Genomic DNA, 25,580 nt, shown 5'->3' on the forward strand with positions numbered 1-25,580 from the left:
CGCTATGAGCGAAGATCGATCGAGCAACGGGCAGAAGTCATGGCTGGGTAAGCTTACCCAGGCTTTTGCCCACGAGCCGAAAAACCGCCAGGAGCTGCTTGAGCTGCTGCGCGATGCGCATCAAAACAAATTGCTGGACAGCGAAGCGCTGGCCATCGTCGAAGGCGCCATCCAGGTTGCGGACTTGCAGGTACGGGACATCATGGTCCCGCGCTCGCAGATGATCAGCATCAAGGCGACCCAGACACCCCGCGAATTCCTGCCCGCCGTGGTCGACTCGGCCCACTCACGTTATCCGGTGATCGGCGAGAGCCACGACGACGTGATGGGCGTGTTGCTGGCCAAGGACCTGCTGCCGTTGATCCTCAAGGAGAACGGCGACAGCTTCAACATCAAGGACCTGCTGCGCCCGGCCACGTTCGTGCCCGAGTCCAAGCGCCTCAATGTGCTGCTGCGCGAGTTCCGCGCCAACCATAACCACATGGCCATCGTCATCGACGAATACGGCGGCGTGGCAGGCCTGGTGACCATTGAAGACGTGCTGGAACAGATCGTCGGCGACATCGAAGACGAACACGACGTTGAAGAAGACAGCTACATCAAGCCCCTGCCCAGCGGAGACTTCCTGGTCAAGGCGCTGACGCCGATCGAGAACTTCAACGAGTTTTTCGACAGCGAGTTTTCCAACGACGAATTCGACACGGTCGGCGGTCTGGTGATGAGCGCGTTCGGGCATTTGCCAAAACGCAATGAAATCACGGAAATCGGCCCGTATCGCTTCCGTATCCTGAACGCCGACAGCCGTCGGATTCATCTGCTGCGCCTGACCCCCATCGCCCGCTGACTCCAAGGATTGAACTATGACCCGCCCCGGCTGGCCCGGTAACCTGCTGGCCGTGGCGGCCGGTGCAATCACCACCCTGGCGCTGGCGCCGTTCGACATCTGGCCGCTTGCGTTGCTGGCGGTCGGCCTGTTTTACGTGGGCCTGCGCGACCTGAACCCCCGGCAGGCTCTGGGCCGTGGCTGGTGTTTCGGTTTCGGCCTGTTTGGCGCCGGCACCAGCTGGATCTACTACAGCATCCACAACTTCGGCGGCGCCTCGGTGTTGCTGGCCGGGTTCCTGATGCTGCTCTTCACCGCAGCGATCGCCTGGTTCTTTGCCCTTCCCGCCTGGGTCTGGGCGCGCTGGTTGCGGCGCAATGAGGCGCCGTTGGCGGACGCCCTGGCGTTCGCTGCCCTGTGGGTCGGCCAGGAGGCGTTTCGCGGCTGGTTCCTCACCGGTTTCCCGTGGCTTTACTCCGGCTACAGCCAGCTCGATGGCCCGCTGGCCGGACTCGCCCCCGTGGGCGGCATGTGGCTGGTGTCCTTCACCCTGGCCCTGACCGCCGCACTGGTCTGCAACGCTTCACGACTGCTCAAGGGCGCACGCAAAGCCTTCATCGCTGCGGGCGTGCTGTTGTTGCTCGGGCCCTGGGTGGCCGGCATCGCCCTCAAGCACCATGCCTGGACCAGCCCTTCGGGTGCGCCGCTGAGCGTCGCGGCGATTCAAGGCAACATCGAACAAAGCATGAAATGGGACCCGGCGCAGCTCAATTCGCAGTTGGCGCTGTACCGCGACATGAGCTTCAGCTCCAAGCCGGTGGACCTTCTCATCTGGCCGGAAACCGCAGTCCCGGTGCTCAAGGAGTCCGCCGAAGGCTACCTGAGCATGATGGGAAACTTCGCTGCCGAGCGTAAGAGTGCGCTGATTACCGGTGTGCCGATCCGCCAGGAAGTCCATCACCAGAAGCGCTTTTTCAACGGCATCACAGTGGTCGGCGAAGGCGATGGCACCTACCTCAAGCAGAAACTGGTGCCGTTCGGCGAATACGTGCCGCTGCAGGACGTGCTGCGTGGCTTGATCGCGTTCTTCGACCTGCCGATGTCGGACTTCGCCAGGGGCCCGGCCGACCAGGCATTGCTTCAGGCCAAGGGCTATCAGATTGCACCGTTCATCTGCTACGAGGTGGTCTACCCGGAATTTGCCGCAGGGCTGGCCGCCCGCAGCGACTTGTTGCTGACCATCAGCAACGACACCTGGTTCGGCACCTCCATCGGGCCACTGCAACATTTGCAGATGGCACAGATGCGCGCACTGGAGGCGGGTCGCTGGATGATTCGCGCCACCAACAACGGCGTGACCGGGCTGATCAACCCGTTTGGCCAGATCACCGCGCAGATTCCGCAATTCGAACGCGGCATCCTGTACGGCGAGGTGGTGCCGATGCACAACCTCACGCCTTACCTGCAATGGCGTTCGTGGCCGCTGATCATCGTCTGCGTGCTGTTGTTTGGCTGGGCATTGATGGCCAATCGGATGGCCAAGACCGTCTGATCCCTTCCTGTAGGAGCGAGCATGCTCGCGATGGACGTTCAGGCTCCGAGGGGAATCAGGCAGCCAGCGTCATCGTTAACCACCATCGCGAGCATGCTCGCTCCTACAGAAAACCTACCGGTAGAACAGTGAATACCCCACCTGCCCCACCGCCTCGTTCAGCAACTGCCCGCTCTGCCACATCGACTTGAATTCCGGCATCCAGCCACCGAGCGGACGGGCATTGTCCACTCCCCAAAACCCTACCGGCGCCGCCACCACATCGAACCCGGCTCGCTCGAAGCTCCAGACCGAACGCGGCATGTGCCACGCCTGGGTCACGACAACCACACGCTTGACCCCCTGGGGCAGCAGGGTTTCGGCACTGAACTGCGCATTTTCCCAGGTGGTGCGGCTGCGCTCCTCCTGCCAACGCACAGTGACGCCAAAATCATTGAGCAGCGAGTCCGCCATGAGCCGGGCTTCCGAGGGCGGCGTGCCGTAGTGCAGGCCGCCGGAGGTCAGGACCGGCAGGCCCGATGCCTTGGCCAGCCTGGCGGCAAAACGCATTCTTTCCAGGGCATTGCCGGTCGGCTGATCGGTGACCCATGCGGGGTCACCGCGCTCACGCCCCGCGCCCAGCACCACGATCGCGTCGGCACGCTGGCCCAGGGTCGCCCACTCGTCGCGAGCCAGCGGCGGTATGCGCTCAATGGCCTCAGCGCTCCACTGCACCACCACCGGCAAACTCATCAGCCACAACCCGCCGAACCCCAGTGCAAAGCACACACCGGCCAGTCGCGGCCTCGAACGGCGAAACCACCAGGCAAGCAGCAGCAACAGCAGTAAAATGCCGGGCGGCAGGAGCAATTGTTTTATGAAATAACGAAAAGGCATCGAGCATCTCCTGAAGATGCCCGAAGCCTAAGTGGGTTGACGCCATGCGACAACAGATACGCAAGCACCGTGCTTGCAAAAACCACACATCATGATTCAAGTGCCCTTACTTGAACTGCAGAGACCGGACCTTTACCGCGTCTCTGTCGGGCGCCTTGTCCTTGAGCCAGATGACCTTGGCCGAACGTGGCGTGTCGAGTTGCTTCACGGCTTCTGACAGGCATCCGTGTGTTTCACGTTCACTGCGATCCAGATAAGCCTTGACCAATGCAAACTCTGCGGGGCTCAGGCCGCGCAGTTCCAGCTCCAGGGGACGCTCATCGCGCAGCCGACCAGCGGTTCTTGCGGCGTCCAGGGCCATGCCCAGACGATCGATCAGTTTTTCGTAAAGCTCGGGTTTTGTCGCTTTTTGCTGTAACTCAACCATCCCTCACCTCATTGAAGATAAGACTCGCTCCCCATTTAGAGCTTAGCTTCGATGAACAAACCGGCTGAGTGCCGCGACCAACGGACCTCGCAGCGTTTTTTGCAGGACGCGCGACAGCAATCAGCGTTTCCCTCGGTAGAGTGCGGTCATGTATGCTACGGCGCTTCCTGTAACTCCACTTCCAGCTCGCCTGGACAGCGAAACGCCGATTTGGCGTGATCAGCGTCCGGCGTTGCATTGAAGAGGATTAGGCCACCCCTATTCAGTTCAAAAGTAGCCATGCACGAACAATATCAGCCCCGTGAGATCGAAGCCGCCGCCCAGTCGTTCTGGGACGAGCAAAAGTCCTTTGAAGTCAGTGAACAGCCAGGCAAGGAAACTTACTACTGCCTGTCGATGTTCCCTTACCCCAGCGGCAAGCTACACATGGGGCACGTGCGCAACTACACCATCGGCGACGTGATCTCCCGCTACCAGCGCATGCAAGGCAAGAATGTCCTGCAACCCATGGGTTGGGACGCCTTCGGCATGCCGGCGGAAAACGCCGCGATGAAGAACAACGTAGCGCCCGCCAAATGGACCTACGAAAACATCGCCTACATGAAATCCCAGCTGCGCAGCCTCGGCCTGGCGGTGGACTGGTCCCGCGAAGTGACCACCTGCAAGCCCGATTACTACCGTTGGGAACAATGGCTGTTCACCCGCCTGTTCAAAAAAGGCGTGATCTACCGCAAGAACGGTACCGTGAACTGGGACCCGATCGACCAGACCGTCCTGGCCAACGAACAGGTGATCGACGGTCGCGGCTGGCGCTCCGGCGCGCTGATCGAAAAGCGCGAAATCCCGATGTACTACTTCAAGATCACCGCCTACGCGGATGAGCTGCTGGAGAGCCTCGACGAGCTGACTGGCTGGCCTGAGCAGGTCAAGACCATGCAGCGCAACTGGATCGGCAAATCCCGTGGCATGGAAGTGCAGTTCCCGTACGACACCGCTTCGATCGGCGAAGCCGGGGCGCTGAAAGTCTTCACCACCCGCCCCGACACTCTGATGGGCGCGACCTACGTCGCCGTCGCCGCCGAGCACCCGCTGGCCACCCTGGCCGCGCAGAACAATCCCGCGCTGCAGGCGTTCATTGCCGAATGCAAGGGCGGCAGCGTCGCCGAAGCCGACGTCGCCACGCAGGAGAAAAAAGGCCTGCCGACCTCGTTGTTCGTCGAACACCCGCTGACCGGCGAGAAACTGCCGGTGTGGGTCGCCAACTACGTGCTGATGCATTACGGTGACGGCGCCGTCATGGCAGTGCCGGCTCACGACGAGCGTGATTTCGAATTCGCCACCAAGTACAGCCTGCCGATCAAGTCGGTGGTGCGCACCAGTTCCGGCGATGCCAATCCAGCACCGTGGCAGGATGCCTACGGCGAACACGGCACCCTGATCAACTCCGGCGAATTCGACGGCCTCGACTTCGCCGGCGCCTTCGATGCCATCGAAGTGGCCCTGATCAAGAAGAACCTCGGTGCTTCGCGCACCCAGTTCCGCCTGCGCGACTGGGGCATCAGCCGTCAACGCTACTGGGGCTGCCCGATCCCGATCATCCACTGCGCCAGCTGCGGTGATGTGCCGGTGCCGGAAGATCAACTGCCGGTCGTGTTGCCTGAAGACGTCGTGCCCGATGGCGCCGGTTCGCCTCTGGCACGCATGCCGGAGTTCTACGAGTGCAGCTGCCCGAAATGCGGCCAGCCTGCCAAGCGTGAAACCGACACCATGGATACCTTCGTCGAGTCGTCGTGGTATTACGCCCGTTATGCCTCGCCGCAATTCGAAGGCGGTCTGGTGGAAAAATCCGCCGCCGACCACTGGCTGCCGGTCGATCAGTACATCGGCGGTATCGAGCATGCCATTCTCCACCTGCTCTACGCGCGTTTCTTCCACAAGCTGATGCGTGACGAGGGGCTGGTCAGCTCCAACGAACCCTTCAAGAATCTGCTGACCCAGGGCATGGTGGTCGCCGAGACGTACTATCGTCGTGAGGCCAACGGTGCCTACACCTGGTTCAACCCGGCCGACGTCGAACTCGAGCGCGACAGCAAGGCCAAGGTGATCAGCGCCAAATTGATCGCCGACGGCCTGCCGGTGGAAATCGGTGGCACCGAGAAAATGGCCAAGTCGAAGAACAACGGCGTCGACCCTCAGTCGATGATCGACCAGTTCGGCGCAGACACCTGCCGCATGTTCATGATGTTCGCCTCGCCGCCTGACATGAGCGCCGAATGGTCCGACTCCGGCGTCGAAGGCTCGCATCGTTTCCTCAAGCGCGTCTGGCGCCTGGCTCAAGCCCACGTCACTCAGGGCTTGCCGGGCAAGCTGGACATCGCCAGCCTGAACGACGAGCAGAAAGCCGTTCGCCGCTCGATCCACCTGGCGATCAAGCAGGCCAGCCACGACGTCGGCCAGAACCACAAATTCAACACCGCCATCGCCCAGGTGATGACGCTGATGAACGTGCTGGAAAAGGCTCCGCAAGCCACCGAACAGGACCGCGCCCTGATTCACGAAGGCCTGGAAACCGTGACCTTGCTGCTCGCGCCGATCACGCCGCACATCAGCCACGATCTGTGGAACCGTCTGGGCCACGCCGACGCGGTGATCGACGCTCGCTGGCCGGTGGCCGATGACGGCGCACTGGTCCAGGACAGCCTGCAACTGGTCATTCAAGTCAACGGCAAACTGCGTGGCCAGATCGACATGCCGGCCAGCGCCAGCCGCGAGGAAATCGAAGCGGCCGCACGGGCCAACGAAAACGTGCTGCGCTTTGTCGACGGCCTGACTATTCGTAAAGTGATCGTAGTGCCCGGGAAACTGGTCAATATCGTCGCCAGTTAATTGGATCAGGCGCCAGGTGAGCCTGGCGCCGAGTAAAACCTTTCGGGTCACATGATCGACCCACATGGTTTCAAGGGGAGCAACAAGATGATCAAACGCAATTTGCTGGTGATGGGCCTCGCGGTCCTGTTGAGCGCCTGCGGCTTCCAGCTGCGCGGCACCGGCACCACTGAACTGGCCATCAAGGAGCTCGACGTGAGCGCCCGCAATGCCTATGGCGAAACCGTGAGGCAATTGCGCCAGGTGCTGGAAGGCAGCGGCGTCAAGGTTTCCACCGGTGCACCTTACAAACTGATCCTGACCAACGAGCAGGACTCCCAGCGCATCCTCAGCTACGCGGGCGCCGGTCGTACCGGTGAGTACCAGGTCTCCAAGGTGCTCAGCTACGACATCCGCGATCATGCCAACCTGCCACTGCTGAGCGACAAGCTGGAAGTGCAGAAGGTCTTCATTCACGACGGCAACAACCTGGTCGGCTCCGATCAGGAAGCCAATGATGCGCGTCAGGAAATGCAGCGCGAACTGGTACAACGGATGATCCTGCGCCTGCAGCGCATCACCCCGGCTCAACTGGATCAGTTGCAACAGACCGCCGAAGCGAAAGCCAGGGCTGACGCAGCGGCACTGGAAGCGGCACAGAAGGCTGAAGCGGAAACCCCGCGTCAGTCGCCTCTCGAAATCCCGCAGCAGTAAGACTGACGGGGCGCTTCGGTGCCCCGTTCGCCCTCTCTGATGAAACTCGCCCCCGCTCAACTCGCCAAACACCTGCAAGGCACGCTTGCGCCGGTCTACGTCATCAGCGGCGATGACCCGCTGCTGTGCCAGGAAGCCGCTGACGCCATTCGTGCCGCCGCGCGCCAACAGGGTTTCGACGAACGCCAGGTGTTCGCCGCCGACGCCAACTTCGACTGGGGCACCTTGCTGCAGGCCGGAGCAAGCATGTCGCTGTTCGCCGAAAGACGCCTGCTGGAGTTGCGCCTGCCCTCCGGCAAGCCGGGGGACAAGGGTGCGGCGGCCCTCATCGAATATTGCTCACGCCCCGCCGAAGACACGCTGCTGCTGATCAGCCTGCCGAAACTCGACGGCAGCGCGCAGAAGACCAAGTGGGGCAAGGCCCTGGTTGAAGGCCAGCAAACCCAGTTCGTGCAAATCTGGCCAGTGGATCAGAGCCAGTTACCGAGCTGGATCCGTCAGCGCCTGTCCCAGGCTGGTCTCTCCGCCAGCCACGACGCCGTGGAACTGATCGCTGCCCGTGTCGAAGGCAACCTGCTGGCTGCCGCCCAGGAAATCGAAAAGCTCAAGCTGATGGCCGAAGCCGGGCAGATTACCGTCGAGACCGTCCAGGCGGCGGTGGCCGACAGCGCACGCTTCGACGTCTTTGGCTTGACCGATGCGATCCTCAATGGCGAGGCGGCCCATGCCCTGCGCATGCTCGAGGGGCTGCGTGGCGAAGGTGTCGAACCACCGGTGATTCTCTGGGCCCTGGCCCGTGAATTGCGCCTGCTGGCCAACCTGTCGCTGCAGTACAGCCAGGGCGTGCCACTGGACAAGGCGTTCAGCTCGGCCCGACCGCCGGTCTGGGACAAGCGCAAGCCGTTGATGAGCAAAGCCCTGCAGCGGTACTCGGCGCAACGCTGGGCGCAGTTGTTGCTGGAAGCGCAGCGCATCGACGCGCAGATCAAGGGCCAGGCCGCAGGCTCGCCCTGGATGAGCCTGAGCCGGTTGTCGCTGTTGATGGCCGGTCAACGGTTGGGCTTGCCGGCTGAATAACGGTATACACACGCTCCCGCAGGGGCTGGACAACGCCGCGACTTCGGCAGATTATTCTGCGCGCAAAAACCATCCCTGCGAGAGATCCGCTCATGAGCAAAAAGCCATCCCGTAATGGCCACAACAAGGCCAAGTCCATCGTCGCCCAACCCCTGTTCCGCAGCCGCCAGGAACGCGCCGGCAAGGGCAAGGGCAGCTACCGCCGCGAAGCCTTCCAGTCTGACAACTGGGAGGCTTCTTACTTTCTGGCGGCCTGAAAGGCAAGCCAACGCTCAACATGTTAAGGTCAGCACCTGATTCGTATTCCCTGGACCCGTGCATGCCCTTTTGTATTACTCGTCGTTGGCATCTGCGCCAATTGATCGCTGCCTCCAGCCTCATTCTGCTTGTCGCCTGCGCGGAAAAACCCACCGCCGCCGACGCCCAACCGCTTCAGACCCTGCCCGTCTCGTCAGCCCCTGCGGTGATTCCGCCCGTGGTGCCGACCGGCGAAAACCTCGACATCCAGCCCACGCAGACCTTTGCCGAATGGCAGGCCGGCTTCCGCAAGGACGCCCTGGCTGCCGGTATTCGCGCCGACCTGTTCGACCGCGCCTTCGCCAATGTCAGCCTGGACAGCAGCGTGATCCGTGCCGATCGCAGCCAACCGGAATTTTCCCGCCCGGTGTGGGAATACCTCGATGGCGCCCTGTCACCGTTGCGCGTACGTAAAGGCCAGGCACTGGTCAGCCAGTATTCGGACATCCTGCAAAGCATCGAACAGCGTTACGGCGTCGACCGTCGCGCACTGGTGGCGGTATGGGGCATGGAGAGTAACTTCGGGCAATTCCAGGGCAGCAAGTCGGTGATCAACTCACTGGCAACCCTGGCCTACGAAGGTCGTCGCCCTGGCTTTGCCCACGCGCAATTGATCGCCGCCCTGCAGATCCTGCAACAGGGCGATATCGCGCCGGAGAAAATGCTCGGTTCCTGGGCCGGCGCCATGGGCCAGACCCAGTTCATCCCGACCACCTACAACACCCACGCCGTGGACTTCGATGGCGACGGTCGCCGCGACATCTGGGGCAGCGCCACCGATGCCCTGGCCTCCACCGCGCACTACCTGCAAAGTTCCGGCTGGCAGAAAGGCCAGCCGTGGGGCTTCGAAGTCCAGTTGCCGGGCAGTTTCAACTACGTGCTGGCCGATGGCGCTACCCGCAAGAGCGTCGCCGAATGGCAGCAACTGGGCGTCAAGCTGCCAAACGGCGGGCGGGCTCCAGCCGGCTCCGAACAACTGTCCGCGGCCCTGTTGTTACCGGCAGGCTATCGCGGGCCGGCGTTCCTGGTGCTCGATAATTTCCGGGCGATCCTCAAGTACAACAACTCCTCATCCTACGCCCTGGCGGTGAGCCTGCTGTCCGAGCGCTTCGACGGCGCCGGCCTGATCGCTGGCACCTGGCCCAAGGATGACTTGCCGCTGAGCCGTACCGAACGGATCGAGCTGCAAAACCTGCTGAGCGCCCAGAACTACGACGCCGGTGCCGCGGACGGGATCATCGGCGCCAACACCCGCAAAGCGATCCGCAGTGCACAGCAGTCGTTTGGCTGGCCGGCGGATGGGTATCCGACGCACAAGCTGCTCGAAGGCCTGCGCAATCGCTGAAAGCATCGCGAGCAGGCTCGCTCCCACAAGGAGGGTGCAAACCCTGTGGGAGCGAGCCTGCTCGCGATAGCGGGCTATCAGGCGCTGATGAATCAGCGCCTGACCACCACATCCTGCTCCAGCACCAACGCCTGATTCCCCGCATCCAGCCGCACCAGCGCCCCCATCGGCAAGGTCAGGTTCGGGTCACAGTGCCCGCTGCGCCAACCCGACAGCACCGGTATGCGCAGCGGCTCGAAAGTCTGCTTGAGCAAACGCTCCAGCGCCGCCCTCTCCACCCCCGCCACATCCCCGCAGATCACGCCGCGCAACTGGTCGAGCTTGCCGGCCAGACGCAGATGGGTCAGCAGCCGGTCAATGCGATACAACGGCTCGTTGATGTCCTCGATGAACAGGATCACGCCCTCGGCATCCATTTCGTAGGGCGTGCCCATGGTCGCAGCGATCATCGACAGGTTGCCGCCGAGCAAACGCCCGTGAGCGACACCCGGCTCAACGGTGGTCAATGGATAGGCCACCGGGTGCGCCAAGGTGCTCCCCGTCTTCACCTGCCCCCGTAGCATGTTGAAAAAGGAGGCCTCGGTGGGCTTTTGCTTGTCGCCCAGCAGGTCGGCATTGAGCAACGGTCCATGAAAGGTCACAAAACCCGCATACCGGTTGATCGCCAGGTGCAGGGCCGTGATGTCGCTGTAGCCGATGAACGGTTTGGCGTGGCGTTGCAGCAGCTCGAAGTCGATGCGATCCAGCAGGCGCGGTGTGCCGTATCCGCCGCGCAGACAGATGATCGCATCCACCTCGTCGTCGACGAACGCCGCGTGCAGGTCGTTGAGCCGCACGTCATCACTGCCGGCCAGGTAGCCTTCCTGCTCGTAGACCCCAGGGAAGATCCGCAGCGCATAACCGCGAGCGCGCATCCAGGCGAGCGCTTTATCGGTGTCCAGAGGCGCTGGACCGGCGGGGGCGATCACGCCGATCAGCCCTTGCGCGGGCAAGGCCGGAACAGGCGTATGAGGAAACAAGGTGGGGGTGGGTCGAACGGTCATCCATGAATCTCCCTGCGCAAAAACATCAGCACACAGTAGTCAGGATCGGCGATAAACAGAAGGGGCAGTCACACAGGCATTGCCAGCCAAGACCGTCATTGCCTCGGACCGGGCAAAAAAAACCCGCGAGACCGGTCAGGTCTCGCGGGTATGTTTCCGTATCAGGACGACATCAGCTCGGCCTTGACCAGCTTCGCCTGCTCGTCGGCATGGTACGAGGAACGCACCAGCGGACCGGACGCCACGTTCTTGAAGCCCATCTTGTAACCTTCCTCGGCGAACCAGGCGAAGGTGTCAGGGTGGACAAAACGCTGTACCGGCAAGTGATTGCGCGACGGTTGCAGGTACTGACCCAGGGTCAGCATGTCGATGTCATGCTCGCGCATGCGCTTCATGACCTCGATGACTTCGTCGTCGGTTTCGCCCAGACCGAGCATCAGGCCGGACTTGGTCGGAACGTGCGGCATCATCTGCTTGAAGCGTTGCAGCAGGGTCAGCGACCACTGGTAGTCCGAACCCGGACGCGCAGCCTTGTACAGGCGCGGCACGGTTTCCAGGTTGTGGTTGAACACATCCGGTGGCTCGGCGGCGGTGATTTCCAGCGCGACGTCCATGCGCCCACGGTAGTCTGGAACCAGGGTTTCGAGCAGCACGTTCGGCGACAACTTGCGGATCTCGCGGATGCAGTCGGCGAAGTGCTGGGCACCGCCGTCACGCAGGTCGTCGCGGTCCACCGAGGTGATCACCACGTACTTCAACTTCAGGTCGGCGATGGCGATGGCCAGGCTTTCCGGTTCATTGACGTCCAATGGCTTCGGACGACCGTGGCCGACGTCGCAGAACGGGCAGCGACGGGTGCAGATGTCGCCCATGATCATGAAGGTCGCGGTGCCACCGGAGAAGCACTCGCCCAGGTTCGGGCAGGAGGCTTCTTCACAGACGCTGTGCAGTTTGTGCTTGCGCAGCAGGTTCTTGATACGGTCGACTTCCGGGGAAACCGGGATACGCACGCGGATCCAGTCGGGTTTCTTCGGCAGTTCGGTGGTCGGGATGATCTTCACCGGGATGCGTGCAACCTTCTCGGCGCCGCGCAGCTTGACGCCGGCTTCTACCTTGGCACGCGGGGCCGGACGCTCGGTGACATCCAGCGTCGGGATCATGGTTTGCACTGCATCAGTAGTCATATCAGTCGATTCCGCCCGTTAGGGTCGTCTGCTCAGCATAGTCGAGGTGTTTGACGAGCTGCGCGCGCAGCCGGGCACTTACCTCGGCAAATTCAATCGATCCTGCGTGATCGCTCAGCTGGGTCATCGCCAGCCCGGCGTAGCCGCAGGGATTAATCCGTCGAAACGGTTCCAGGTTCATGTCCACGTTCAGGGCCAGGCCGTGAAAGGAACAACCGTGGCGGATCCGCAGCCCCAGTGAGGCGATTTTCGCCCCGTCGACATAGACGCCGGGCGCATCCGGCTTGGCGGCGGCGCTGACCCCGTAACTGGCCAGCAACTCGATCAGACAGCGTTCCATGCGGGTGACCAGGTCGCGCACACCAAAACCGAGCTTGCGCACGTCGAGCAGCAGATAGGCGACCAACTGGCCCGGGCCGTGATAGGTCACCTGGCCACCGCGATCGACCTGCACCACCGGGATGTCTCCCGGCAGCAACAGGTGCTCGGCCTTGCCGGCCTGTCCCTGGGTGAACACCGGTGGGTGCTCCACCAGCCAGATCTCGTCGGCGGCATCGCTGCCGCGTTCGTTGGTAAAGCGTTGCATGGCATGCCAGACCGGCTCGTAAGCCATCTGGCCGAGCTCGCGAAAGCCCAGCGTGTCAGACATCACAGCACCATGTGCACGAAGCCGGTGGCCCGAAGTTCGCTGTTGATGTTGTACAGCTGGTCCTGGTCGGTGGCGACGATGTGCAACTGAATCGTGGTGTATTTGCCATTGCTGCTTTGACGCTCGTCCACACGCTCATCGTTGATCTTGGCGTGCTTGCGGACGATGTCGATGATCTTGTCCTTGTTGCCCACGCCCGTATCGCTGATCACCTTGACCGGATAATCAGTGGCAGGGAATTCGATCTTGGGCGCCTTTACTTCGGTATCGGTCATGGCGTAACGGCCTCATAAGCGTAAGCCGTGGCGACGGGCATAGCCCCACGCCGGATGAGCGCGGGGCCATGCAGGTGCACACTGATCAGTTGAACAAGCCGTAGAAGAATAGACGGATGCTATCCCACATGCGGCGGAAGATACCACCCTCTTCGACGCCGTCCAGAGCGATCAGGTCGGCGCTGTGCACCACTTTGTCGTCCAGTTTGACTTCGACTTTACCGATCACGTCGCCCTTGGCGATGGGCGCGACCAGTTGCGGATTCATGGTCATGCTGGCAGCGAGCTTTTTCAGCTGGCCTTTAGGCAGGGTCATGGTCAGGTCTTCAGCCAGGCCGGCCTTGACTTGATTGGTGGCGCCTTTCCAGACAGGCGCCTGAGCCAGCTCGGTGCCTTTCTGGTAGAAGGTCTGGGTTTCGAAGAAACGGAAACCGTAGGTCAGCAGCTTCTGGGTTTCAGCGGCACGGGCCACTTCGCTGTTGGTACCGAACACCACGGCGATCAGGCGCATGCCATCACGCACGGCCGAAGAGACCATGCAGTAGCCGGCTTCTTCGGTGTGGCCGGTTTTCAGACCGTCGACGGTCTTGTCACGCCACAGCAGCAGGTTGCGGTTGGGTTGCTTGATGTTGTTCCAGTAGAACTCTTTCTGCGAATAGATCGCGTAGTGAGCCGGGTCTTCGTGGATGATCGCGCGAGCCAGCACGGCCATGTCATGAGCCGACGAGTAGTGCTCAGGGTTCGGCAGGCCGGTCGGGTTCATGAAGTGGCTGTTGGTCATGCCCAGGTCGGCCACGGTTTTGTTCATCATGTCGGCAAAGGCGTCTTCACTGCCGGCGATGTGCTCGGCGAGCGCGACGCTGGCGTCGTTGCCCGACTGAATGATGATGCCGTGCAGCAGGTCACTGACCGTAACCTGCGAACCGACCTTGATGAACATCCGTGAACCGCCAGTGCGCCAGGCGTTCTCGCTGACGGTCACCGGATCGTTCTCGCCGATCTGGCCACGACGGATTTCCAGGGTCGCGATGTACGCGGTCATCAGCTTGGTCAGGCTGGCCGGCGGCAGGCGCTGGTCACCATTGTTCTCGACCAGCACGTTGCCGCTGCTGGCATCCATGAGCACATAGGCTTTGGCGGCCAGTTGAGGCGGCGACGGCATCATTTCGACCGCGAAGGCGGCAGGCGAAAGCAGCAGTGGAACTAGAAGGCACAGGCGTTTGGCAAAGGTGGTGATGTTCATCCGTCTCTCGAAATCGCTAATGGAAACTGCCCGAGGGCAAAACTAATCAGACAACCCTGGGGTCATCGCGTGTTCAGTCGTTCACTCTGTAACCCTTGCCGGGCTTTTGTTCTTCAATGAGCCAACAACCTGGCCCATCCCCCAAACTGCGAGTGAACCGTCAATCAAGTCTACGTATTACTCGGCGGTAACCACGCTCGGCGAACCGAGGTTGGCCAGTCGCACGCTGTTCTGCACTTGCTGGACCTCACCCGGCGAACCGATCGGCCCCAGTCGCACCCGATGCAGTGTCTGCTGGTTGCGCACGATCGAGCTGATGAACACCGGCGCGCTCACCATCCCGCTGAGCTTGGACCTCAGGAGCTCTGCAGCGTCCGGGTTGGCGAACGCGCCCACCTGCAGATACTGGCCAGACGCTGGTACAGAAGCGTTTTTTTTTGCATCGATCGGTGTCGGCACCACGGCGGCAGCGTGTTGTTGCGGCGGTGGCGTCCATTGTTCGACGGTGCCGGCGGATGCCGTGATCACCGGTGCATTATTTTGCGCAACCTGCGGCTCGTTGAGCATCAACGGCGCCGGTCGGCCTTTTTGCGCCCACCAGGTTTGCGGGTCGATGCCTTCGACCTTGACCCGCGCCGTGCCGGTTTCGGCGTAGCCGAGCTTCTTCGCGGCCGCGTAGGACAGGTCGATGATGCGGTCGGAGTAGAACGGGCCACGGTCGTTGACCCGCAGGATCACCGTCTTGTTGTTGTCCAGGTTGGTCACCCGAACGTAACTGGGCAGTGGCAGGGTCTTGTGCGCGGCACTCATGCCGTACAGGTCATACACCTCGCCATTGGCGGTGTTCTGGCCGTGGAATTTGGTGCCGTACCACGACGCCGTGCCCGACTGGACGTAGGTCTTGGATTCCTGCAACGGGAAGTAGGTCTTGCCCAGCACGGTATAGGGGTTGGCCTTGTAGGGGCCGGTGTGCAGGGTCGGCGTGGCATCCGGGATGCGCGACACGTCGACGTCCCACCACGGCGCACCGTCCTTGTGAGCACGGTTGATGTCCAGCCCCGGCGTCGAGCGCACGGCGGTGGAAGAAGACTTCTGGGTCGGCGAACGGCTGGTCGAACAACTGGCGACCAGCACCGCCAGGGTGGCGAATGCCATCAGCTTCAGGGGTTTATTCATAGGCAATGCCCGCATTACTTGACGCCCCGTGCTTGGACCAGCTGTTCAGACAGTTGATGTACGGCCATGGCGTACATCACGCTGCGGTTATAACGCGTGATCGCGTAAAAATTCTTCAGGCCCATCCAGTATTCAGGGCCGTTGTCACCTTCCAGGCGGAATGCCGTGACGGGCATATCATCGCGCAGCGCATCATGACTTGACCACCCCAGCGCCCGCAACTCCCCGACGGTTTTCGTCGGCTCGATGCCCGTGGTCAAACCTTCATCGACCTGATCGCCGCGCACATCGGCGCGGCTGACCACCGGCTCGCCAGCCACCCAGCCGTGACGCTTGAAATAACTGGCGACACTACCGATGGCGTCGTCCGGGTTGGTCCAGATATTGATGTGGCCGTCACCGTCGAAATCCACCGCATAGGCGCGAAAACTGCTCGGCATGAATTGCGGCAACCCCATCGCCCCGGCGTAAGAGCCCTTGAGGCTCAAGGGATCGACCTGCTCTTCCCGGGCCAGCAAGAGGAACTCACGCAACTCCTTGCGGAAGAATTCGGCACGGGGAGGATAGTCGAAACCCAGGGTCGACAGGGCATCAATCACGCGGAAATTGCCGGTATTGCGGCCGAAAAAGGTCTCAACGCCGATGATCGCAACGATGACCTGGGCTGGAACGCCGTATTCCTGTTCGGCCCGGGCCAGCACGGCCTCATGCTGTCGCCAGAAATCCACCCCACGGGCGATCCGCGCGTCGGTGATGAACATCGGGCGATACTCGCTCCATTGCTTGACGCGCTCAGCGGGCTTGGAAATGGCATCGAGAATCGACTGCTTGCGCTCGGCTTCGCGGAACACCCCCATCAGCTGTTCGCCGGCAAAACCGTAGTCACGGGTCATCTCGCCAACGAATTCGGCCACTTGGGGCGTGCCTTCGTAATCGCCGGCCAACACGTCCTGCGCGCTGCCAAGGATGCCTACCAGGCCGACCCACGACGCATACCGAGTCGCCCAGCCATGCATTACGTGCATTGAACTCTTCACCTTATTCAAACCTGTGCGATCCACTTGCGATGGGTATGGATCGACATCAAAACCCCAAACGCTGACAGCAGCGTCACCAGCGAAGTTCCTCCGTAGCTAATGAACGGCAACGGCACCCCCACAACCGGCAACAGACCACTGACCATACCGATGTTGACGAAAACGTAAACAAAAAAGGTCATGGTCAGGGCACCGGCCAGCAATTTGCCGAACAGCGTCTGCGCCTGGGCGGTAATCACCAGGCCACGACCGATCAGCAGCAGATAGATCAGCAGCAATGCGCAGATACCGACCAGGCCGAACTCCTCGCCCAGCACCGCGATAATGAAGTCAGTGTGGCTTTCCGGGAGGAAATCCAGGTGCGATTGGGTGCCCAGCAGCCAGCCCTTGCCGAAGACGCCACCGGAACCGATGGCCGCTTTCGACTGGATGATGTTCCAGCCGGTGCCCAGTGGATCGCTTTCCGGATCGAGGAACGTCAGCACGCGCTGCTTCTGGTAATCGTGCATGACGAAAAACCACATGGCGATCGCGACCGGCACCGTCGCCGCCAGTACGCTGAGAATCCAGCGCCAGCGCAGCCCGCCCATGAACAGCACGAAGGCACCGCCGGCCAGGATCAGCAGCGACGTGCCGAGATCCGGCTGGCGCACGATCAGGATGAACGGCACCCCGATCAGCATCAGGCTGACCCCCACGTGCTTGAGCTGCGGCGGCAAGGTGCGCTTGGACAGGTACCAGGCGATGGTGGCCGGCATCAGGATCTTCATGAACTCCGACGGCTGGAAGCGGATCACCCCGGGGATGTTGATCCAGCGGGTGGCGCCCATGGCGTTGTGGCCCATGATGTCCACCACAAGCAGCAGCAACACCCCGGCCACGTAACCCAGCGGCACCCAGCGCGCCATGAAGCGCGGCTCGAACTGGGCGATGATGATCATCGACGTCAGGCCGATGCCGAAGGACGTGGCCTGCTTGGCCAGCAGGTCCCAGCTCTTGCCGCTGGCCGAATACAGCACGAACAGGCTGCCGGCCGCGAGGGTCAGCAGCAGGATCAGCAACGGGCCATCGATGTGCATGCGTTGCAACAGCGTCGCGCGGCGACGCATCACATCCTCGCTGGAGAGGATGCGATCGAAATTACTCTTCACGGGCCGTAGCCTCCGCACTGATAGGGCTGGCGTATTCAGCTTTCAGGCGACCGTCCTGGTCGAGCAGCCAGGCGTCCATCACCTGGCGGACCACGGGCGCGGCGACCCCGGAACCGGACTCGCCGTTCTCGACCATCACCGACACCACGATTTTCGGGTTGTCGGCCGGGGCGAAACCGACGAACAGGGCGTGGTCGCGGTGACGCTCCTGAACCTTGGAGCGGTCATACTTTTCGCCCTGCTTGATCGCGACCACCTGAGCCGTACCACTCTTGCCGGCGATCCGGTATTGCGCGCCGATCGAGGCCTTGCGGGCCGTTCCGCGTGCACCGTGCATCACCTGCTGCATGCCGTGGTTGACCTTGGTCCAATCGGACGGGTCGCGCAGGACGATGTCCGGCATCGGATTGTCATCCTTGGGCCGCTCGCCCTCGACAGTCTTGGCCAGGTGCGGACGGTTCCACACCCCTTTGTTGGCGACCAGCGCCGTGGCCTGGGCCAATTGCAGCGGCGTGGACTGCATGTAGCCCTGGCCGATCCCCAGAATCAGGGTTTCGCCCGGGAACCAGGCCTGACGACGGGTGGCGCGCTTCCATTCACGGGACGGCATCAACCCCGGCGACTCCTCGAACATGTCCAGCGAGACCTTCTGGCCGATACCGAACTTGGTCATGTAGGCCGACAAGCGGTCGATCCCCAGCTTGTGCGCCAGGTCATAGAAGTAGGTGTCGTTGGACCGCATGATGGCGGTGTCCAGGTCCACGTAACCGTCGCCGGTGCGGTTCCAGTTGCGGTATTTGTGGTCGTAGTTGGGCAACTGGTAGTAGCCGGGGTCGAACACCCGGGACGATGCCGTCACCACGCCCGCGTCCAGGCCGGCAATCGCCACCGCCGGCTTGATGGTCGAACCCGGTGGGTACAGCCCCCGCAGTACGCGGTTGAACAGGGGCCGGTCGATGGAGTCGCGCAACTCGGCGTAGGCCTTGAAGCTGATGCCGGTCACGAACAGGTTCGGGTCGAAACTCGGTTGGCTGACCATCGCCAGCACTTCGCCAGTCGCCGGGTCCAGCGCCACCACTGCACCACGGCGACCGCCGAGTGCAGCTTCGGCCGCTTCCTGCAGCTTGATGTCCAGGCTCAGGACGATGTCCTTGCCGGGAATCGGATCGGTACGCTTGAGCACCCGCAACACGCGGCCCCGGGCGTTGGTCTCGACTTCCTCGTAACCCACCTGGCCGTGCAGCTCGGGCTCGTAGAAACGCTCGATGCCGGTCTTGCCGATATGGTGGGTGCCGCTGTAGTTGACCGGATCGAGGGTCTTGAGCTCTTTCTCGTTGATCCGCCCCATGTAACCCACCGAATGCGCAAAATGCGCGCCCTGCGGGTAATGCCGCACCAGTTGCGCGACCACTTCAACGCCCGGCAGGCGGAACTGGTTCACGGCAATGCGGGCGATCTGCTCTTCGGTCAGCTCGAACAGGATCGGCACCGGCTCGAAGGGGCGACGCCCCTGGCGCATGCGTTTCTCGAAGATCACCCGGTCCTCGGGCGTGAGTTCGAGCACTTCGACGATCACATCGAGCACTTGCTGCCAGTCGCCGGAACGCTCGCGGGTCATGCTCAGGCTGAAGCTGGGCCGGTTGTCCGCCACCACCACGCCGTTGCGGTCGAAGATCAACCCACGGGTGGGCGGAATCGGCTGCACATGGACGCGATTGTTTTCCGACAGGGTCGAGTGGTAGTCGTACTGGATCACCTGCAGGAAATACAGGCGCGCGATCAGCACACCGATCAGCGCCACCACCGCAATTGCCCCGAACACGACGCGGCCGCGCACCAGGCGGGCGTCTTTTTCGTGGTCCTTGATGCGGATCGGCTGGGACATGAGGCAGAACTACTTGTGGTAAGGGTGGCCGGACAGCACTGTCCAGGCACGGTACAGCTGTTCGCCGATCAGAATCCGCACCAGCGGGTGCGGCAACGTCAGGGGCGACAACGACCAACGCTGATCTGCCCGCGCACAGACTTCCGGCGCCAGCCCTTCGGGGCCGCCGACCATGAAATTCACCGTGCGCGAGTCCAGCCGCCAGCGATCGAGCTCGACCGCCAGTTGCTCGGTGCTCCAGGGCTTGCCGTGGACTTCGAGGGTGACGATCCGCTCGTTCTGCCCGACCTTGGCCAGCATGGCTTCGCCTTCCTGGCGAATGAAGCGCGCCACATCGGCGTTCTTGCCACGGGTGTTGAGCGGTATTTCCACCAGTTCCAGCGCCAGCTCGGACGGAAGACGCTTGGCATATTCATGCCAGCCTTCTTCCACCCACTTGGGCATGCGTGAACCGACGGCGATCAGTCGCAGTCGCACAGCGGTCCCTTACTGCTGGTCTTTGTTGAGCTTGGTGAAGTGCTCGTGGGGGTTTTCCGGGCTGTGGTGCGCGCCGCTGGCCGAACGGCTCTGCTCGGCACCGGCCCACAGGCGCTCCAGGTCATAGAACTGGCGAGCCGAGGCGGTCATCATGTGCACGATGACGTCGTCCATATCCAGCAGCACCCAGTCACTGTCGCCCTTGCCTTCTTCGCCCAGCGGCTTGACGCCCTTGGCCTTGACCGCTTCGCGCACCTTGTCCAGCATCGCGCCGATCTGGCGGTTGGAGGTACCGGTGGCGATGATCATGTAGTCGGTGATGCTCTGCTTGTCGCGAACGTCGATCACCTGGATGTCCTGGGCCTTGACGTCTTCCAGGGCGGCCACGGCTACCTTGACCAGCTCTTCGCCGGCCAGCACTTCGCCGGTTTGCGGCTCTACCGGCAGCGGGGCGCTCTTGAATGTGCCTTTGCGCTTAACTTTAGCTACGTCTTTGTCAGTCATATAAAACTCGTTTTGCTCGTATGTTCGGGCGCTTCACACGCATTCACGTGCCTTGAAGCGCACCCTTTTTCAGTTCGACGCACGGTACAGTCCGTGCGCATCGATGTAGGCCAGGACCGCGTCGGGCACCAGGAAACGTACCGACTTACCGCTGGCCAGCAGTTGACGGATCTGGGTGGCGGATACCGCGAGCGGCGTCTGCCAGACGAATGCAATCTGTCCGCTCGGCCCCTTGAGGGCCAGCGGGTCGCTCACCGAGCGCGCTGCCAGCAGGTTGCGCAAGGCATCCGGCGGTTCGCTGTCGGCATCCGGGCGTTGCAACACCAGGATGTGGCAATGCTGGAGCAGTTCGTCCCAGCGGTGCCAAGTGGGCAGGCCGCAAAATGCGTCCCAGCCCAAAAGCAGAAAAACCTGGTCTTGCGCGGCCAGCTCGGCCCGCATCAATTCCAGGGTATCGATGGTGTAGGACGGTTTGTCCCGCTGCAATTCGCGGGCGTCCACCACCAACGGCGCCACACCGGCCACCGCGCACTCGACCATCGCCAGACGGTCCTGCGCCGACACTTGCGGCGTATCCCGATGGGGCGGCCTGGCACTGGGTGTCAGTCGCAACTCATCGAGCGCCAGCGATTCGGCGACTTCCAGCGCACCTCGCAGGTGACCGATGTGCACCGGGTCGAACGTTCCGCCCAGTACACCGATGCGGCGCGGCGCTGGGGCCGACGGCTTCAGGTCGCTCAAGTCAGACCGACGCCTGGCCGCGCAACTGGCCATCACCGACCACAATGTACTTCTCGCAGGTCAGGCCTTCGAGGCCCACCGGGCCGCGGGCGTGCAGCTTATCAGTAGAAATGCCGATCTCGGCACCTAATCCGTATTCAAAACCATCGGCGAAGCAGGTCGGCGTGTTGATCATTACCGACGACGAATCGACTTCCGCTACGAAACGCCGGGCGTCGCCCTGGTGCTCGCTGACGATCGAGTCGGTGTGATGCGAGCCATAGCGGTTGATGTGGTCGATGGCCTGATCGAGTCCGTCGACGACCCGGATCGAGAGGATCGGCGCCAGGTATTCGGTGTGCCAGTCGTCCTCGGTGGCCACGGCCGCCTCGATGACGGAGCGGGTGCGCTCGCAACCGCGCAGCTCGACGCCTTTTTCGAGGAACTGGGCCGCCATGGATGGCAGGAAATCCTTGGCAACGGTTTGATCCACCAGCAATGTTTCCATAGCGCCGCAGATGCCATACCGGTAAGTCTTGGCGTTGAAGGCAATGCGCCGGGCCTTGGACAGATCGGCATGGGCGCTGACGTACACGTGGCAGATGCCGTCCAGGTGCTTGATCACCGGGACACGGGCCTCGCGGCTGACACGCTCGATCAGGCCACGGCCACCGCGGGGCACGATGACATCCACGTATTCAGGCAGGCTGATCAGCGCGCCCACAGCGGCGCGGTCGGTGGTTTCAACCACCTGGACAACGGCCGCCGGCAGGTCGGCCTCGGCCAGACCGCGCTGGATGCAGGCGGCGATGGCTCGATTGGAATGAATGGCTTCGGAGCCGCCACGCAGGATGGTCGCATTGCCGGACTTCAGGCACAGGCTGGCGGCATCGATCGTCACGTTGGGCCGGGACTCGTAGATGATCCCGATCACGCCCAACGGCACGCGCATCTTGCCGACCTGGATCCCCGACGGGCGGAAGCTCATGTCACGAATGGCGCCGACCGGATCGGGCAAGGCCGCGACCTGGCGCAGACCGACGATCATGCCGTCGATGCGCTCCGGCGTCAGGGCCAGACGTTCCAGCAGGGCAGGCTCCAGACCATTGGCACGACCCGCCGCCAGATCCAGCTCATTGGCAGCCGTGAGCTCGCCACGTGCGGCATCCAGCGCATTGGCAGCGGCCTGCAACGCACGGTTTTTCTGCGCAGTGCTGGCTCGGCCGATGATGCGCGATGCCTCGCGGGCAGCGCGACCCAGGCGGGTCATGTAGTCGAGAACGGACTCAGTCATGGTCGATGGCGGTCTTTGCTGAAGGTCTTGGTAAAGAAAGCGGCAGATTATAGCTGTCGCGTCCACCGACTAACAGCGGTGACGGGCGGATGGTCGAAATGGAGGGCCATTTGCCGACGTTAAGCCGTGATTAAGCTGCAAATTGTTATCATCCCGGCTCGATCAGCTCTGACCCACACCGATCATCATGTCCAATCTGACTGTTGCGGCGCCCGCCGCAGGCCTGCCCCTCGGGCTTCCAGACGCATTCTTCGACCGCGACGCGCAAACGCTGGCGCGGGACCTGCTCGGCAAGGTCATCCGTCATCGGGTCGGTGAATTGTGGCTCAGCGCCCGGATCATTGAGACCGAAGCCTACTACTTCGAGGAAAAAGGCAGCCATGCCTCCCTCGGCTACACAGAAAAGCGTAAGGCTTTGTTTCTGGATGGCGGGCACATCTATATGTATTACGCCCGGGGTGGCGATTCCCTGAACTTCAGCGCCCGGGGACCTGGCAATGCGGTCCTGATCAAATCCGCCTATCCGTGGGTCGATGAAATCAGCGGGCCCGCCAGCCTGGCGCAAATGCTGTTGAACAACCCCGATGCCCAGGGCCGCCCGCGCCCGTCGCAAAAACTCTGCGCCGGGCAGACACTGCTGTGCAAGGCGCTGGGTTTGAAGGTGCCGGTGTGGGACGCCAAGCGTTTTGACCATGAAGTGCTGTTGGTGGAGGATGTCGGCCCGCAGCCTGTAGCCATCATTCAAACCACCCGCCTGGGCATTCCGCGGGGCCGCGACGAGCACTTGATGTACCGCTTCGTCGATGCCGCCTACGCGCCCTATTGCACACGGAACCCGCTGCGACGGGGGCAGGTCGAAGGTCGCGACTATTTTTTGCTGACCTGAGAACGTTTGAAGTACCCACAGACCCTGTGGGAGCGGGCTTGATCGCGAAGACAGCCTGGCAGGTCAATCCATGCCGCCTGAAAAACCCTGATCGCGAGCAGGCTCGCTCCCCCAAGGGCCCGAGTTTGTCTCCCCGGGACGATTACAAAATTTCAATGGAGTTGTTTTTATGGGCCCATGGCTCGATAGCGTGACCGGATGGCTGGCGGCAAACCCTCAGTGGCTGGCCGCAGCGGTGTTCATCGTGGCCTTCGTCGAATGCCTGGCGATCGCCGGCTTGATTGTTCCCGGCACGGTGCTGCTGTTCGCCGTCGCGGTGCTCGCCGGCAGCGGCGCGTTGTCGCTGAGCGAGACCTTGCTGCTGGGCTTCGTCGCCGGAGTGTTGGGCGATGTTGTTTCCTACTTCATCGGACGTCATTTCCATCAGAACATCCGGCGCCTGCCCGGCCTGCGCCATCACCCGGAATGGATCAGCGGTGCCGAGGCCTATTTTCAGCGCTATGGCATCGCAAGCCTGTTGGTCGGACGTTTCATCGGGCCATTGCGGCCGATGCTGCCGATGGTCGCCGGCATGTTCGACATGCCTTTCCCACGCTTCGCCGCCGTCAGCCTGCTGGCCGCCGCTGGCTGGAGCGTCGCCTACCTGCTGCCGGGCTGGGCGACCGGCGCCGCCATCCGCCTGCCGTTGCCGGAAGGTTTCTGGCCCCAGGCCGGGATAGTCGCCGGCAGTATCGCGGTGATGATCGGGCTGAGCGTGACCAGCAGCCTGCGCCGGCATCGCAAGGCAACGATCCTGATTGCCGGCATGAGCCTGCTGATTCTGGCGGGGCTGTTTATCGGCTATCCGCACCTGAGCGCCCTCGATCAGGGCGTGATGACCCTGGTGCAGGAGCACCGCAGTTCGACACTCGATGAAGTGGCGGTGACCTTCACCCTGATCGGCGAGTTTCGCAACATGCTGCTGTTCAGCGCCCTGCTGACCGCCTTGCTGCTACTGACACGACAATGGCGCCAGGCGATTTTTGCCGGCAGCACCCTGCTCGTGACCGCCTTGGGCAACACCTTTACCAAGCAGTTTTTCGCCCGCGTGCGTCCAGAAGTTCTGAGTGATCCGCTGACGAGCTACAGCATGCCCAGTGGTCACGCCTCCGGGTCCTTCGCGCTGTTTCTGACCCTCGCGGTCCTCGCCGGCCGAGGCCAACCTCCGCGCATGCGCCTGACCTGGCTGCTGCTCGGTTGCCTGCCGGCCCTGGCGATTGCACTGTCGCGGGTTTATCTGGGCGCGCACTGGCCGACGGATATATTGGCCGGGGCCATGCTGGCCGCCTGCGTCTGTGCGGCGAGCCTGGGGCTGATCCAGCGCCAGGCGCCCCTCACTGCCATGCCGCCGAAAATCTGGTGGCTGATCCTGCCATCGATGCTGGCGCTGTTCGGTTTCTTCGCATTGAGGCATTTACCCCACGCGATGCTGAGATACGCCTACTGATCAGGCAAACAGCTCGCCCTGCAATTCATCCAGCAGCGCCTGAATCGCATCCAGGCGTTGCTGCGGATCATCCAGCTGCAGCAGGTCGATCTTGTCCACTTCGGCAAACGGCAGCAGGTACGCCAACTGGTTGGCCAGCGATTGCTGACCGGTGGCTTCAGTGCCCATGTTCAATGCCTCGACCATCGGGTGCTCGGCCAGGGCCTTGAGCAAGGCGACCAGATCGGCATCTTCGTCCTGCAAGGGTTGCTCGGGCTCGTCTTCCAGCCACTCGACCTCGGCGACGGTCAGTTGATCACGCTGGACCTCGGTGCTCAGCACATTGAAACGCCGCCGCCCCTGGACACGAATGCCCAGCAGCCCGTTGTCCTGCTGCTTGAAGTCGGTAATCACGGCCTCACAGCCGACCAGCGCATAGCCCGCCGGGGCGATGCCGACTTCCTCACCGTCAAGAATGCACACCACGCCAAAACCGCCGCCCTGTTTCATGCAGCGACCGATCATGTCCAGGTAGCGCGCCTCGAAGATCTGCAAGTCGAGGATGCAGCCGGGGAACAGCACCGTATTGAGCGGAAAAAGCGGCAAGCTCATAGA

General features: G+C 62.3%; 25 protein-coding genes. 9 read left to right on the top strand and 16 right to left on the bottom strand.

All coding sequences use genetic code 11. The features are described 5' to 3' along the window. The first annotated feature begins 4 nt into the window (after positions 1–4). Together QIW53_RS15210 and lnt are read left to right on the top strand one after the other, a co-directional pair. On the top strand, positions 5–844 hold the full coding sequence (locus QIW53_RS15210) for an HlyC/CorC family transporter (RefSeq protein WP_017340984.1): 840 nt from the start codon (positions 5–7) through the stop codon (positions 842–844). Between the two features lie 16 nt (positions 845–860). After that, the gene (gene lnt, locus QIW53_RS15215; protein ID WP_371050438.1) at positions 861–2,375 is read left to right on the top strand and encodes an apolipoprotein N-acyltransferase; all 1,515 of its coding nucleotides are present in this window, start codon (positions 861–863) and stop codon (positions 2,373–2,375) included. Positions 2,376–2,489: 114 nt separating this feature from the next. Here lnt and QIW53_RS15220 read toward each other — a convergent pair whose 3' ends face one another. Together QIW53_RS15220 and QIW53_RS15225 are read right to left on the bottom strand one after the other, a co-directional pair. Continuing rightward, positions 2,490–3,251 (bottom strand): YdcF family protein, encoded by a 762-nt coding sequence (locus tag QIW53_RS15220; RefSeq protein WP_371050439.1) that lies wholly within the window; start codon positions 3,249–3,251, stop codon positions 2,490–2,492. A gap of 106 nt (positions 3,252–3,357) precedes the next feature. Further along, the gene (locus QIW53_RS15225) at positions 3,358–3,678 is read right to left on the bottom strand and encodes a hypothetical protein (protein ID WP_371050441.1); all 321 of its coding nucleotides are present in this window, start codon (positions 3,676–3,678) and stop codon (positions 3,358–3,360) included. A 279-nt stretch (positions 3,679–3,957) separates the two neighbouring features. Here QIW53_RS15225 and leuS point away from each other — a divergent pair, with 279 nt between their 5' ends. The 5 genes from leuS (at position 3,958) to QIW53_RS15250 (ending at position 9,976) form a co-directional block, all read left to right on the top strand. Then, positions 3,958–6,564: a leucine--tRNA ligase gene (leuS, locus tag QIW53_RS15230; RefSeq protein WP_371050443.1), complete on the top strand. Its 2,607-nt coding sequence runs from the start codon at positions 3,958–3,960 to the stop codon at positions 6,562–6,564. A gap of 87 nt (positions 6,565–6,651) precedes the next feature. Next, positions 6,652–7,257 carry an LPS-assembly lipoprotein LptE gene (locus QIW53_RS15235; RefSeq protein ID WP_371050444.1) on the top strand — a complete coding sequence of 202 codons (606 nt, stop codon included), beginning with the start codon at positions 6,652–6,654 and terminating at the stop codon, positions 7,255–7,257. Positions 7,258–7,296: 39 nt separating this feature from the next. Further along, entirely contained in the window at positions 7,297–8,334 is a 1,038-nt protein-coding gene (gene holA / locus QIW53_RS15240; RefSeq protein WP_371050446.1) for a DNA polymerase III subunit delta, read from the top strand. 92 nt (positions 8,335–8,426) lie between these two features. Then, a complete protein-coding gene (gene arfA / locus QIW53_RS15245; RefSeq protein ID WP_262164103.1) occupies positions 8,427–8,591 on the top strand; it encodes an alternative ribosome rescue factor ArfA in 165 nt (54 codons plus the stop codon). Positions 8,592–8,653: 62 nt separating this feature from the next. Beyond that, the gene (locus QIW53_RS15250; protein ID WP_371050448.1) at positions 8,654–9,976 is read left to right on the top strand and encodes a lytic murein transglycosylase; all 1,323 of its coding nucleotides are present in this window, start codon (positions 8,654–8,656) and stop codon (positions 9,974–9,976) included. A gap of 92 nt (positions 9,977–10,068) precedes the next feature. Here QIW53_RS15250 and QIW53_RS15255 read toward each other — a convergent pair whose 3' ends face one another. The 13 genes from QIW53_RS15255 to QIW53_RS15315 all read right to left on the bottom strand — a co-directional run bounded on the left by QIW53_RS15255 (position 10,069) and on the right by QIW53_RS15315 (position 22,614). Continuing rightward, positions 10,069–11,019, bottom strand: coding sequence for a S66 peptidase family protein (locus QIW53_RS15255; RefSeq protein ID WP_371050450.1), 951 nt, complete (start codon positions 11,017–11,019; stop codon positions 10,069–10,071). A gap of 161 nt (positions 11,020–11,180) precedes the next feature. Further along, complete coding sequence (gene lipA, locus QIW53_RS15260; RefSeq protein ID WP_371050451.1) at positions 11,181–12,203, bottom strand: lipoyl synthase; 1,023 nt, start codon at positions 12,201–12,203, stop codon at positions 11,181–11,183. Position 12,204: 1 nt separating this feature from the next. Further along, positions 12,205–12,852 (bottom strand): lipoyl(octanoyl) transferase LipB, encoded by a 648-nt coding sequence (gene lipB, locus QIW53_RS15265; protein WP_371050452.1) that lies wholly within the window; start codon positions 12,850–12,852, stop codon positions 12,205–12,207. Next, complete coding sequence (locus QIW53_RS15270) at positions 12,852–13,127, bottom strand: DUF493 domain-containing protein (RefSeq protein ID WP_056855803.1); 276 nt, start codon at positions 13,125–13,127, stop codon at positions 12,852–12,854. The genes lipB and QIW53_RS15270 overlap by 1 nt, the downstream gene beginning before the upstream one ends. A gap of 85 nt (positions 13,128–13,212) precedes the next feature. Further along, entirely contained in the window at positions 13,213–14,370 is a 1,158-nt protein-coding gene (locus QIW53_RS15275; RefSeq protein ID WP_371050454.1) for a D-alanyl-D-alanine carboxypeptidase family protein, read from the bottom strand. Between the two features lie 177 nt (positions 14,371–14,547). Continuing rightward, complete coding sequence (locus QIW53_RS15280) at positions 14,548–15,561, bottom strand: septal ring lytic transglycosylase RlpA family protein (protein ID WP_371050456.1); 1,014 nt, start codon at positions 15,559–15,561, stop codon at positions 14,548–14,550. Beyond that, positions 15,561–16,571 (bottom strand): lytic murein transglycosylase B, encoded by a 1,011-nt coding sequence (gene mltB, locus QIW53_RS15285; RefSeq protein ID WP_371050458.1) that lies wholly within the window; start codon positions 16,569–16,571, stop codon positions 15,561–15,563. The genes QIW53_RS15280 and mltB overlap by 1 nt, the downstream gene beginning before the upstream one ends. Before the next feature lie 17 nt (positions 16,572–16,588). Beyond that, positions 16,589–17,692, bottom strand: coding sequence for a rod shape-determining protein RodA (gene rodA, locus QIW53_RS15290; RefSeq protein ID WP_192309383.1), 1,104 nt, complete (start codon positions 17,690–17,692; stop codon positions 16,589–16,591). Between the two features lie 31 nt (positions 17,693–17,723). Further along, positions 17,724–19,619, bottom strand: coding sequence for a penicillin-binding protein 2 (gene mrdA / locus QIW53_RS15295; RefSeq protein WP_371050459.1), 1,896 nt, complete (start codon positions 19,617–19,619; stop codon positions 17,724–17,726). A 9-nt stretch (positions 19,620–19,628) separates the two neighbouring features. Next, positions 19,629–20,096 carry a 23S rRNA (pseudouridine(1915)-N(3))-methyltransferase RlmH gene (gene rlmH / locus QIW53_RS15300; RefSeq protein WP_009051038.1) on the bottom strand — a complete coding sequence of 156 codons (468 nt, stop codon included), beginning with the start codon at positions 20,094–20,096 and terminating at the stop codon, positions 19,629–19,631. A 9-nt stretch (positions 20,097–20,105) separates the two neighbouring features. Then, the gene (gene rsfS / locus QIW53_RS15305) at positions 20,106–20,600 is read right to left on the bottom strand and encodes a ribosome silencing factor (protein ID WP_192309206.1); all 495 of its coding nucleotides are present in this window, start codon (positions 20,598–20,600) and stop codon (positions 20,106–20,108) included. 69 nt (positions 20,601–20,669) lie between these two features. Further along, positions 20,670–21,374, bottom strand: coding sequence for a nicotinate-nucleotide adenylyltransferase (gene nadD / locus QIW53_RS15310; RefSeq protein ID WP_442439647.1), 705 nt, complete (start codon positions 21,372–21,374; stop codon positions 20,670–20,672). After that, complete coding sequence (locus tag QIW53_RS15315; RefSeq protein ID WP_371050462.1) at positions 21,343–22,614, bottom strand: glutamate-5-semialdehyde dehydrogenase; 1,272 nt, start codon at positions 22,612–22,614, stop codon at positions 21,343–21,345. Before QIW53_RS15315 ends, nadD begins: the two co-directional genes overlap by 32 nt. A 187-nt stretch (positions 22,615–22,801) precedes the next feature. On the opposite strand from QIW53_RS15315, the gene QIW53_RS15320 reads away from it, so the two are divergent. Together QIW53_RS15320 and QIW53_RS15325 are read left to right on the top strand one after the other, a co-directional pair. Continuing rightward, positions 22,802–23,500, top strand: a complete 699-nt coding sequence (locus QIW53_RS15320) for a DNA-3-methyladenine glycosylase (protein ID WP_371050463.1) — start codon at positions 22,802–22,804, stop codon at positions 23,498–23,500. A gap of 169 nt (positions 23,501–23,669) precedes the next feature. Next, positions 23,670–24,986: a bifunctional DedA family/phosphatase PAP2 family protein gene (locus QIW53_RS15325; RefSeq protein WP_371050464.1), complete on the top strand. Its 1,317-nt coding sequence runs from the start codon at positions 23,670–23,672 to the stop codon at positions 24,984–24,986. On the opposite strand, the gene QIW53_RS15330 is transcribed toward QIW53_RS15325, so the two are convergent. Further along, complete coding sequence (locus tag QIW53_RS15330) at positions 24,987–25,577, bottom strand: LON peptidase substrate-binding domain-containing protein (protein WP_371050465.1); 591 nt, start codon at positions 25,575–25,577, stop codon at positions 24,987–24,989. Positions 25,578–25,580: the final 3 nt, after the last annotated feature.

It is taken from the genome of Pseudomonas fluorescens (assembly GCF_041354075.1).
In the GTDB taxonomy this organism is placed as follows: domain Bacteria; phylum Pseudomonadota; class Gammaproteobacteria; order Pseudomonadales; family Pseudomonadaceae; genus Aquipseudomonas; species Aquipseudomonas fluorescens_CE.

Excerpts from the sequence above, each read along its gene's own strand:
- QIW53_RS15210 (WP_017340984.1), top strand. The coding sequence starts at position 5 with ATGAGCGAAGATCGATCGAGCAACGGGCAGAAGTCATGGCTGGGTAAG.
- lnt (WP_371050438.1), top strand. The coding sequence starts at position 861 with ATGACCCGCCCCGGCTGGCCCGGTAACCTGCTGGCCGTGGCGGCCGGT.
- QIW53_RS15220 (WP_371050439.1), bottom strand. The coding sequence starts at position 3,251 with ATGCCTTTTCGTTATTTCATAAAACAATTGCTCCTGCCGCCCGGCATT.
- QIW53_RS15225 (WP_371050441.1), bottom strand. The coding sequence starts at position 3,678 with ATGGTTGAGTTACAGCAAAAAGCGACAAAACCCGAGCTTTACGAAAAA.
- leuS (WP_371050443.1), top strand. The coding sequence starts at position 3,958 with ATGCACGAACAATATCAGCCCCGTGAGATCGAAGCCGCCGCCCAGTCG.
- QIW53_RS15235 (WP_371050444.1), top strand. The coding sequence starts at position 6,652 with ATGATCAAACGCAATTTGCTGGTGATGGGCCTCGCGGTCCTGTTGAGC.
- holA (WP_371050446.1), top strand. The coding sequence starts at position 7,297 with ATGAAACTCGCCCCCGCTCAACTCGCCAAACACCTGCAAGGCACGCTT.
- arfA (WP_262164103.1), top strand. The coding sequence starts at position 8,427 with ATGAGCAAAAAGCCATCCCGTAATGGCCACAACAAGGCCAAGTCCATC.
- QIW53_RS15250 (WP_371050448.1), top strand. The coding sequence starts at position 8,654 with ATGCCCTTTTGTATTACTCGTCGTTGGCATCTGCGCCAATTGATCGCT.
- QIW53_RS15255 (WP_371050450.1), bottom strand. The coding sequence starts at position 11,019 with ATGACCGTTCGACCCACCCCCACCTTGTTTCCTCATACGCCTGTTCCG.
- lipA (WP_371050451.1), bottom strand. The coding sequence starts at position 12,203 with ATGACTACTGATGCAGTGCAAACCATGATCCCGACGCTGGATGTCACC.
- lipB (WP_371050452.1), bottom strand. The coding sequence starts at position 12,852 with ATGTCTGACACGCTGGGCTTTCGCGAGCTCGGCCAGATGGCTTACGAG.
- QIW53_RS15270 (WP_056855803.1), bottom strand. The coding sequence starts at position 13,127 with ATGACCGATACCGAAGTAAAGGCGCCCAAGATCGAATTCCCTGCCACT.
- QIW53_RS15275 (WP_371050454.1), bottom strand. The coding sequence starts at position 14,370 with ATGAACATCACCACCTTTGCCAAACGCCTGTGCCTTCTAGTTCCACTG.
- QIW53_RS15280 (WP_371050456.1), bottom strand. The coding sequence starts at position 15,561 with ATGCGGGCATTGCCTATGAATAAACCCCTGAAGCTGATGGCATTCGCC.
- mltB (WP_371050458.1), bottom strand. The coding sequence starts at position 16,571 with ATGCACGTAATGCATGGCTGGGCGACTCGGTATGCGTCGTGGGTCGGC.
- rodA (WP_192309383.1), bottom strand. The coding sequence starts at position 17,692 with ATGCGTCGCCGCGCGACGCTGTTGCAACGCATGCACATCGATGGCCCG.
- mrdA (WP_371050459.1), bottom strand. The coding sequence starts at position 19,619 with ATGTCCCAGCCGATCCGCATCAAGGACCACGAAAAAGACGCCCGCCTG.
- rsfS (WP_192309206.1), bottom strand. The coding sequence starts at position 20,600 with ATGACTGACAAAGACGTAGCTAAAGTTAAGCGCAAAGGCACATTCAAG.
- nadD (WP_442439647.1), bottom strand. The coding sequence starts at position 21,374 with ATGGCCAGTTGCGCGGCCAGGCGTCGGTCTGACTTGAGCGACCTGAAG.
- QIW53_RS15315 (WP_371050462.1), bottom strand. The coding sequence starts at position 22,614 with ATGACTGAGTCCGTTCTCGACTACATGACCCGCCTGGGTCGCGCTGCC.
- QIW53_RS15320 (WP_371050463.1), top strand. The coding sequence starts at position 22,802 with ATGTCCAATCTGACTGTTGCGGCGCCCGCCGCAGGCCTGCCCCTCGGG.
- QIW53_RS15325 (WP_371050464.1), top strand. The coding sequence starts at position 23,670 with ATGGGCCCATGGCTCGATAGCGTGACCGGATGGCTGGCGGCAAACCCT.
- QIW53_RS15330 (WP_371050465.1), bottom strand. The coding sequence starts at position 25,577 with ATGAGCTTGCCGCTTTTTCCGCTCAATACGGTGCTGTTCCCCGGCTGC.